Annotated in this window: 9 protein-coding genes and 1 pseudogene; 5 read left to right on the top strand and 5 right to left on the bottom strand. The window is 62.9% G+C overall.

The window, feature by feature from the left end:
* Together EWV37_RS15275 and EWV37_RS15270 are read left to right on the top strand one after the other, a co-directional pair.
* Window positions 1-228 (top strand): annotated as a pseudogene (locus EWV37_RS15275) (rhodanese-like domain-containing protein); the annotation flags it as partial.
* A 246-nt stretch (window positions 229-474) separates the two neighbouring features.
* Window positions 475-2,361 (top strand): FAD-binding monooxygenase, encoded by a 1,887-nt coding sequence (locus EWV37_RS15270; RefSeq protein WP_129702491.1) that lies wholly within the window; start codon window positions 475-477, stop codon window positions 2,359-2,361.
* An 81-nt stretch (window positions 2,362-2,442) separates the two neighbouring features.
* Here EWV37_RS15270 and EWV37_RS15265 read toward each other — a convergent pair whose 3' ends face one another.
* A complete protein-coding gene (locus EWV37_RS15265) occupies window positions 2,443-3,456 on the bottom strand; it encodes an NAD(P)H-dependent flavin oxidoreductase (RefSeq protein WP_129702490.1) in 1,014 nt (337 codons plus the stop codon).
* Between the two features lie 22 nt (window positions 3,457-3,478).
* Between EWV37_RS15265 and EWV37_RS15260 the strand changes: the two genes are divergently transcribed.
* From EWV37_RS15260 to EWV37_RS15250, 3 genes are all read left to right on the top strand, one after another.
* Window positions 3,479-3,967, top strand: a complete 489-nt coding sequence (locus EWV37_RS15260; RefSeq protein WP_238663362.1) for an NUDIX hydrolase — start codon at window positions 3,479-3,481, stop codon at window positions 3,965-3,967.
* A 72-nt stretch (window positions 3,968-4,039) separates the two neighbouring features.
* Window positions 4,040-4,690 (top strand): maleylpyruvate isomerase family mycothiol-dependent enzyme, encoded by a 651-nt coding sequence (locus EWV37_RS15255; protein WP_238663361.1) that lies wholly within the window; start codon window positions 4,040-4,042, stop codon window positions 4,688-4,690.
* 129 nt (window positions 4,691-4,819) lie between these two features.
* Window positions 4,820-6,229, top strand: coding sequence for an IS1380 family transposase (locus tag EWV37_RS15250; protein ID WP_129702489.1), 1,410 nt, complete (start codon window positions 4,820-4,822; stop codon window positions 6,227-6,229).
* Between the two features lie 129 nt (window positions 6,230-6,358).
* Here EWV37_RS15250 and EWV37_RS15245 read toward each other — a convergent pair whose 3' ends face one another.
* The 4 genes from EWV37_RS15245 to EWV37_RS15230 all read right to left on the bottom strand — a co-directional run bounded on the left by EWV37_RS15245 (window position 6,359) and on the right by EWV37_RS15230 (window position 8,434).
* Window positions 6,359-6,895, bottom strand: coding sequence for a hypothetical protein (locus EWV37_RS15245; protein ID WP_129702488.1), 537 nt, complete (start codon window positions 6,893-6,895; stop codon window positions 6,359-6,361).
* A 170-nt stretch (window positions 6,896-7,065) separates the two neighbouring features.
* The gene (locus EWV37_RS15240; RefSeq protein ID WP_095797010.1) at window positions 7,066-7,584 is read right to left on the bottom strand and encodes a hypothetical protein; all 519 of its coding nucleotides are present in this window, start codon (window positions 7,582-7,584) and stop codon (window positions 7,066-7,068) included.
* On the bottom strand, window positions 7,581-7,901 hold the full coding sequence (locus EWV37_RS15235) for a hypothetical protein (protein ID WP_095797011.1): 321 nt from the start codon (window positions 7,899-7,901) through the stop codon (window positions 7,581-7,583). The genes EWV37_RS15240 and EWV37_RS15235 overlap by 4 nt, the downstream gene beginning before the upstream one ends.
* Window positions 7,898-8,434 carry a hypothetical protein gene (locus tag EWV37_RS15230; RefSeq protein ID WP_129702487.1) on the bottom strand — a complete coding sequence of 179 codons (537 nt, stop codon included), beginning with the start codon at window positions 8,432-8,434 and terminating at the stop codon, window positions 7,898-7,900. Before EWV37_RS15230 ends, EWV37_RS15235 begins: the two co-directional genes overlap by 4 nt.
* Between the last annotated feature and the right edge of the window lie 602 nt (window positions 8,435-9,036).

Here is a 9,036-nt window from a genome sequence, read left to right as displayed (position 1 = left end):
CGGGGTACTTCCGTGGTGCGACCATGCCGCCCATCCTTCCGGGTTAACGATGTCTCCATTAAACCCGGGGCGATTCAGTTCTGCCGCCATGGCTACTCGTCGTCCCTGGCCGCATGGAACCTCCGCCAGCTGGGGCTCTCCCGCGCCACCGACATGGTTGGTGGCTACGACGCATGGGTGGAAGCCGGGCTGCCCACCACCACCGATCCGGCTGACGAACGGCCCTGAACGCCACTTCGTCGAGACCCACAGCCAAACGCACATCAGCCCGCCCGCTGAGCAGACCCACAGAAACAGTCCGAAAAACTATTACACTCATGTACTAGTTTGTAGTAACGTGGATCACGATTCGGATGCGACTTAGTGTGCATTCCTGAGACGCCGGCCACATCCAGCCGGGTCCCCTCACCTGAACTTCAACCAGCAGAGCCGCACGCAGCGACGCGCGCCGTCACGTACCTCGAGGAGCAAGGCATGCAGTTTCACCAGTACGGATATGTTTCCGAGGACCCGCGGATTGCAACGCCCCAGGGCTACGGAATCGACCGTCCCGAAGACCTCCCCGATGAAATGGACGTCCTGATCGTCGGGACCGGCCCGGCTGGCGTGATCGCCGCCGCCCAGCTGACCCAGTACCCCGATGTGAACACACGCGTCATCGAACGCCGCCCCGGCCGTCTGGAAATCGGTCAGGCGGACGGCATCCAGGCCCGCAGTGTGGAGACTTTCCAGTCCTTCGGGTTCGCCGAGCGCATCACCCAGGAAGCGTTCCACCTGACCGAGATGTGCTTCTGGAACCCGGATCCGGAAAACCCGGAAAACATTGTGCGCACCGGGCGCCCCGCGGATGACCCGCACGGCGTCTCCGAGTTCCCGCACCTGATCGTGAACCAGGCTCGCGTGCTCGACTACTTCCTGGAGGCTGCAGCCAGCGGGCCCGCCAAGATCGAGCCCAACTACGGCATCGAGTTCGTCGGCCTGGAGGTCGGCCAGGACGCCGAGTACCCCGTGTCCGTCACGGTTCGCTACGTGGCCGGCGAGCGCGAAGGCGAAGAGCGCACCATCCGCGCCAAGTACGTTTTCGGTTGCGACGGCGCAAGCTCCGGCGTGCGCAAGGCCATCGGTCGCAAGCTCGAGGGCAAGGGCGCCAACCACGCATGGGGCGTCATGGACGTTCTGGCCAACACCGACTTCCCGGATATCCGTACCAAGTGCGCGATCAACTCCCGCAACGGTTCGATCCTTTTGATCCCCCGCGAGGGTGGTCTGCTCTTCCGCATGTACGTGGACCTGGGCGAGGTCGCCGCGGACGATAACCGCAAGGTGCGCCAGACCCCGGTCGAAGAAATCATCAAGCGCGCCAACCAGATCATCAACCCGTACAGCGTTGATGTGAAGTCCGTGGCATGGTCCTCGGTCTACGAGGTGGGTCACCGTCTGACCGACCACTTCGACGACGTCGACACCGAGGACCGCGGCACCCGCGTGCCCCGCGTCTTCATTGCCGGCGATGCCTGCCACACCCACTCCGCGAAGGCCGGCCAGGGTATGAACGTGTCCATGCAGGACGGCTGGAACCTCGGGTGGAAGCTGGGTGCAGTGCTTTCCGGTCGCGCCAACGAGTCGCTGCTGGACACCTACTCCGAGGAACGCCAGGTCATTGCCAAGAACCTGATCGACTTCGACCGTGAGTGGTCCACCCTGATGGCCACCCCGCAGGACAAGCTGCCTGACCCCAAATACCTGGAGGACTTCTACGTCAAGACGGCGGAGTTCCCGGCCGGGTTCATGACCGAGTACCAGCCGTCCCTGATCACCGCGGGCACCGAGCACCAGGACCTGGCCGCCGGTTACCCCGTGGGCAAGCGCTTCAAATCCGCTCGTGTCATGCGCGTGTGCGACGCCTACGCGCTGCACCAGGGTCACCAGGCCACCGCGGACGGCCGCTGGCGCATCCACGTCTACGCGGACCGCGCCGCGGCAGGCGAGGAATCGGCGACGTCGCGCTTCGCCGAGTGGCTGCAGAACGATCCCAAGTCCCCGCTGGTTGCCTATCGCCGCGAGGGCAACGACGACGCCACCCTCTTCGACGTGGACGTCACCTACCAGCAGCAGTACACGGACATGGACGCCACCCAGGTGCCCCGGGTCTTCCGGCCGCAGATCGGCCCGCTGGAGCTGAACTACTGGGAGCGCGTTTACGCCACGCTGCCGGACGAGGACATCTACGAGGAGCGCCAGATCAGCCGCGACGGCGCCGTCGTAGTCGTCCGTCCCGATCACTACGTCGCCGCCGTCCTACCCCTGGACGCAACCGGCGAACTGGCCTCGTTCTTCGAGGGCGTCCTCACTAAGAAGTAACCCGCCTCGCCCCAGGATGACGAAAGCCCGCCGAGTCGTATGCACACGACTCGGCGGGCTTTTTCACGGAGAGATTTCCCGCTACAGGCTACGGAACTCCGCGACGATCTCCGCCGCGGGCCGTGCCTGACAGGCCCCAAATCCCGAACCCGCCCACAGGTTCAAACCTTCCGGATTATCCGCCGACGCCGCTCGCAACGGTGCCGTCATGTAGTGCACTTGCGGGTACCCGACCACTTGATTCGCGGCCATGCGTTCAGTGAACCGGTTGCTCAGTGCTCGCGCCGCACGACCCGAGAACGCCCGGGTCACCACGGTGTCCCGGTACTGGCCGTTGACCAGCGCGTCCTTGTGCGCGTCCTTGGTGCCGGCTTCATCGGCGGTGAGGAACAGGGTTCCCACTTGAACTGCGGAAGCGCCTGCTCCGAGAAGGTTCTGCGCGATCTCCGGGCTGGTCACTCCCCCGGCCGCGATCACGTGCCTGTCCGTGTACTCACGCGCCAGACTCACCAGTTCGTGGGTACTGCTTTCGGACGGTTCCTTGGCTTGTCCATGAGTGGCCCGGTGTCCGCCCGCCTCAGCTCCCTGAACGACGATCGCGTCCGGATGCAGGGCATCGGCAGCGCTGATCTCCTCAGGATCCGTTGCGTTGAGGACTATCTCGGTGCCCACGGACCGCAAGCGAGCGACGTCGTCGGCGGTGGGCAGACCGAACGTGAACGAAACGAGCGGGACCGGGTTGGCCACGAGGTAGTCGACCTTGGCAGCGTAGTGGTCGTCGCTGAACGGGCCCGGCTCGGGTGCCGCGAGGCCGAGCTCCAAGGCCATGGACGCGAGGGCGGCTGCATAGGCGGCGAGTCTGCCTGGGTCGGACGGGTCCGACTCGGGGACGAACAGGTTCACGCCAAAGTTGAGGGTGCCTGCGCGGACGTCGTCGATCTCGGCGGCCATCGCCTCGACCGTTTTGTAACCGGCGGCGAGCATGCCCAGCCCGCCGGCCTGAGACACCGCGACCGCGAGCGCCGCGTTGGACGGCCCGCCCGCCATGGGTGCCTGGATGAGCGGGACGGTAAGGGCCTCGAGCGTGTTGGTCACGGTGTCTCCCTAAGATGGTCGGGTGTCTGAATCCAACCCTGCCACCGACCGGTCGCGTACGCCATCGATTACTTCCGACGACGCCGCTCGCGACCTTCCTGCCGATCGTCCCGTCATCAAGGTGACCGGAGTGGTGCTACGCCGTGCGAATGGTGACGTGCTGACCGTACGCAAGCGCAATACCGGGATGTTCATGTTTCCCGGAGGCAAACCCGAGGCGGGCGAGACCCCCTTGGACACTGCCATTCGCGAGGTGGAAGAGGAACTGGGCCTGGCGCTGGCCCCGGAGGACCTGGTTCCCGTGGGCGAATGGATGACCGACGCCGCCAACGAACCCGGGCATGGCCTGCACAGTCATGTGTTCATGGGGCTCAATCTGCTGGCTGAGACGCCCGTCCCGGCGCGTGAGATTGCAGAGCTTCGGTGGCAGCCTGTAGACGGCGTGGAGGATGTTGCGGATCTCGCTCCCCTGGCCCGTTGGTATGCGATTCCGGCAGTGCGAGAGCTGTAGCGATTAGCGGCCCTCTTGCGCGAAGCAGTAATCGGGGTTTGAATCGCCTCAGCGAGGGAAGGCTCGATGGCCATGACCAAATCCCAGAACATCCATTTGTGGGGGCTGATGCGCGCCGAACGCGAGGCGTTGGCGGAACACCTCTCAACTCTGACTCCCGAACAGTGGCGGCACAGCACACTGTGTGGGCGGTGGGATGTCGAGGAGGTCGTTGCACACCTCGTTGCGGTCGCCAGCATGAACCAGTTGCGGTGGCTGCGCAGCATGATCGGCGCACGATTCCGTGTCGATGTGCACAACCAACGACGCATTGAAGAGTATCGAGGCCGAACTCCGAATGAGACGCTCGATCGTTTCCGCCAGCTCGTTGGCAGCACCACGACCCCTTCCTCCGATGTCCCCGCCTATCTCGGTGAGGTGCTCGTACACGCACAGGACATCCGGCGGCCCTTGGGTATGTCGCGGACACCCAGCGTGGAGGCACTAATCCCTGTTGCAGAGTTTTTCGCCTCACGGGACTTCGCGGTCAACAGCCACCGGCTAGTGAGGGGCTTGTCTTTGAGGGCGACTGATGGGCCGTTTAACACGGGGACCGGTCCGATGGTCAGCGGACCCCTGCTCGCCCTGGTGATGACCATGGCTGGTCGAGCCCTGTACCTGGAGGAGCTTGAGGGCCCGGGAGTCTCAATACTGCGAGCTCGTATGGAGGGAACCGGTGGCTAGACCTTAGCCTTGATCCACCGATGAGCATGCTGGGCTTGGGCCGTAATTAAAGACGGGATGCCCGTCTGACCGGGAAGAATGGGACTTGTTCAGGGTTCCGTTCCACCGCGATGAGAGGGCATCTCGTAGATGCAAGTTTCCCACACGCCTGCTGCCGTGTCAGTTTCCTTCGACGAGCCGAACCTCATCGGTGCCGCGGGGCTGGTGCCGGTGATGGAACTGGCCGCCGAGGCCGGTCTGCGCCAGCTGGCCGGAGGTCGGTTGAGCGTGCCGACCGACAAGGGCGCCAACGCCGGGGCGAAGGTCGCGGCCCTGGTGGCCGGCATGTGCACGGGGGCGGACTCGATCGATGACATGGCCGTGCTGCGCCACGGGGCGATGAAACGGGTGTTCGGCGGCTGCTATGCGCCCTCGACCCTGGGCTCGTTCCTGCGTGAGTTCACCTTCGGGCACGTGCGCCAACTCGACGCGGTCGCCTCCCGGTTCCTGGTGAACCTGGCCGGCCGGGCCCCGTTGCTGGGACGCACCGGCGCTGCTGGCTCGGATCCAAGGTTCGTGTTCGTGGATGTGGACGACACGATCATCGAGGTCCACGGCTACCAGAAGCAGGGTTCCGGGTACGGGTACTCCGGAGTCCGCGGACTCAACGCCCTGTTGGCCACCGCCAGCACCCAGACCACGGCCCCGGTGATCCTGGGCCAGCGGCTGCGCCGCGGAGCAGTAGGATCCCCACGGGGTGCGGGCCGGATGGTCGGCGACGTGCTGGCCACCCTAAAGCGACTGCGCCCGGGTTCCGACACCCGAGTGCTGGTCCGAGCCGACGCTGCCTTCTACGGCCATCCCACCGTGGCCGCCACCCTGGCCGCCGGGGCCGATGTCTCCGTCACCGCCAGGATGGACAAAGCTGTCAAAGCCGCCATCGCCACCATCGACGTAACGGCCTGGACCGGCATCGAATATCCCGAGGCGATCTACGATGAGACCACCGGCACCTGGACCTCCAAAGCCGAGGTCGCCGAAGTTCCCTTCACCGCGTTCACCTCGAAGAAGAAAGCCGAGCGGATCCCCGGACGGCTGGTGGTGCGCCGCATCCCGGAACTGAACCCCCAGGACACCAACCAGCCGATGTTGTTCGGCACCCACCGCTTCCACGCCTTCTTCACCACCGTGGATCCGGAAGTGTTGGACACGGTGGCCGCGGACCGGACCCACCGGGGGCATGCGCTCATCGAGCAGGTCAACGCCGACTTGAAAGACAGTGCTCTGGCACACCTGCCTTCCGGACATTTCGGGGCCAACAGTGCCTGGCTGGTCTGCGCGGTGATGGCCTACAACCTGACCCGCACCGCCGGGATCCTCGCTGCCGGAGAGTTCGCCCGGGCCCGGACCGGGACCATCCGGGCCAGGCTCGTGAATCTGCCAGCCCGGATCGCCTCCAGCGCCCGCAGGATCCGCATCCGCCTGCCCCAGGCATGGCCCTGGCAACAGGGATTCGAGCGGCTCTTCACCGCCGTCCACCCGCCACCGCAACCGGCATAACCACCCGACCACCCGCCGGGCATCGGCACAACCGAAAGAACATCAGTGGAACACCACCGGTAGCGAGGCCGGCCACCACGTCACGCCAAAAAACGGCTCAGTGCCGATCCGGGATATCGGCCGCCGGCCCTAACCTGAGTCGGTGGATCGAGGCTTAGGCTCTGAGCTTTTTGGTGCGCGGTGCCGCTTGCCGATGACAAAGCTGCCAACGCCTACGAAAACGGCAATCAGGAACGGCGTTAGCCAAGTATTCCATTCCGCAACCAGCTGGGGCCAGGGTCCGATGAAGGCGAGTAATGCAGCGAGACCCCGAATGGCGAAAGTTGCCAGAAGGACGATAAGGAGAACCTCGCCAAGAGTTCGCGGGGGCCTGACCGCTTGGAGGTCGCCCGGCGTGGCATCCGCATCCACTTTGCCCTGCTCCCGCAGTCGCTGAAAACGGCGTTGTCGGAGAATAACGGCACTCGACCCATTAACAATTCCTATGAATATCGCCAGGACGATGTTGTAAAGAGTTACATCACGAGGCCCATCCAGCTGATTGAGGAACGACAGGAATCCCAGGCCAAACATTGAAACGAGGAAACCCCAGGCCAAGGCTCGCGGAACGGTGCTCGCATTAAGTATGTCGCCCATAATCTTCGCCCCCCGTGATGAAGTATTCACCTTCTTGAACGCCGACGGCGCCCTGCCTCAAGCGGGCTAGCCCTACGCCCGTGATTGCAGGATCGTCAGCAGACCGACCGGTAGGTAGATCGTCGCACGTGCCTTGCCTGAGGGATAGAGGCGGAGGGCTTCGACTCTAAACGGCGCGAAGGGAGCGCCTCATTCAAGGGTCAATGGGTTGCGGCCGGATCGTCGGATGCCCCGTGACTCCCGAGAGGTTCCGCAGTGTGGTCTTTCCTTGTTTGGAAATACGTCATGAGGCCAACGGGCGAGGTAACGACGACTGTCACGAACCAATCGCCCCAGTCCGCACTCCTTGACCACCACAACCCGGCCATTGACAGCAAAGTAATGATCCCCTGGACGACGAAGGTCATCAGAAGGATGTAGACCAGCAGCCTGGGGATGGTCGAGGGCGACCCACCGATGGGCAGCTCAGAACCGTCGGAGTCAGGATCAAGACGTCCCTGCGCCTTGAGGGACATAATGTGCTGATCACGGAAGAGATACCCCGTAAGACCGGCGATGAACCCGCCCAAAGCGAAGTACGCAAGGGTGTTGGGTGACGCCCGCTCAGCATCACCCACGATCAGGTTATAGAGCGACGTCACGCCCAAAGCGAAGAACATAAGGATGAACCCGAGGAAGATCGCTCGGGGGATGGTCGTGACATTGAAAAAACCACTCATAGGTTCTCCTCCTTGGGGATTCTCCCTTGGGTCTCAAGATTTCGGATGCGAACCCCACGGCCGAAATACCCGACGGACGCCACGACCGCGCCTTGCACGAAAAACCACACAACGTGAAGCAGGCTGACTGTTCCGACATCAAAGACAACGGAAACGGCTGTCGCAAATCCGAGCATGATGAGCGCCAGAGTCACAGCCGATAGCACAGCCCGCCAGGGCGAATGAGGAAAATATGGGTCTGCGGCCTGGATGATCGCATTCCTGGATTTCTCATCCGCGCCGTTCACGGACTTCGTGTCTATGCCAGTGACCATCACACAGGCTCCTTTCGTGCATTGCCGCCCGTGTATATGCCCCAGGTCGTTATAGCCGCCATCACGAAACACATCACCAGGGTGAAGTCCGTAGTGGCCTCGAAGAGCCCGACGTGAGTGATGAGGTTGAGAAGTCCGAACAGCGCAAGCGCGATGGATACACCGACCCCGACCACATACAGGTTCGATGGGGGCAGAGGGAATGAACGATTGCCTACCTCAAGCCCCCCGGCTTCTGCCTTCAAAACCCGCTTCTCGTGCCAGACTTTGATTCTTTGTCGGCGGATACCCCTTCCGAGTATCGCGCCGATGGCACCACCCACTGCAGGCCCGATGGCGACGAAGAAGACCAAGGTCGCCTGAACCCCAGGCGAGAGCAACTGGACAAGACCAAAGGCACCTAGCGTGAAGAAGTACAACCATGCCGCGTATGCAACCGCTCGACCCGCGGTCCACGGATACCACCAGTCCAGCTCAATGACCTGTTCGTCGGTGAGCGTCACGACTTCTCGTTGCTCTGGCACTGCGGTCGACATCTAAAACACCTTCTCGTGACTCGTCACGTTCTGGGCATTCCACCGTTTCATCCCTGACCGCCCACTTCAACTAACCAAATGGCCAGTTTTCTTGCCTACCAGGTAGGCCATCAGACCCACAGCGGTAACAACCGAGAGTGTGAAGGCCCAACTGGCCCAACCAGTTCCGCTCGACCATTGACTGAGCCACGCTCGTAGAACAAAGCGTTCACTGACGGCCCTCTTTATTAGTGCTTCTACCCAGGTATGAGAACCACATCAGTAGTGCCGCAGGAATGAAACACATGGCGAAGATGAACCAGTTCAGCGGGCCGGAAATGCCCAAATGGTTCATCAGGCTCAGAAAGCCGAAGAGGGCGAATCCGATCGACACTGCGTAACAAATCAATGCCCATGTGGGCGTTACAGGCTCCGCTGGTTTTGACCCAACGTCTGCGACCTGGTTTTTCCTCTTCGGCGTTTGCTTGGTTAGGCGGCCGCGGACCCTGTCACGACGATTACCCCGTGAAAAGTACAGGCCTATAGCCTGAGTTGGCTCACGACCTGGGGCTCTGCGGCATGGCGGGGCTGTGACCTGTGGTGATGCTGTCGGATTGGGGCGG

It is taken from the genome of Kocuria carniphila (assembly GCF_004136555.1).
GTDB lineage: Bacteria > Actinomycetota > Actinomycetes > Actinomycetales > Micrococcaceae > Kocuria > Kocuria carniphila.
Note: the sequence above shows the minus strand (reverse complement) of the source record. Positions and strands in the feature narration are given on the sequence as shown.

Coding starts and splice junctions, on each gene's coding strand:
- EWV37_RS15255 (WP_238663361.1), top strand. CDS start 4,040: ATGACCAAATCCCAGAACATCCATTTGTGGGGGCTGATGCGCGCCGAA.
- EWV37_RS15230 (WP_129702487.1), bottom strand. CDS start 8,434: ATGTCGACCGCAGTGCCAGAGCAACGAGAAGTCGTGACGCTCACCGAC.
- EWV37_RS15250 (WP_129702489.1), top strand. CDS start 4,820: ATGCAAGTTTCCCACACGCCTGCTGCCGTGTCAGTTTCCTTCGACGAG.
- EWV37_RS15240 (WP_095797010.1), bottom strand. CDS start 7,584: ATGAGTGGTTTTTTCAATGTCACGACCATCCCCCGAGCGATCTTCCTC.
- EWV37_RS15270 (WP_129702491.1), top strand. CDS start 475: ATGCAGTTTCACCAGTACGGATATGTTTCCGAGGACCCGCGGATTGCA.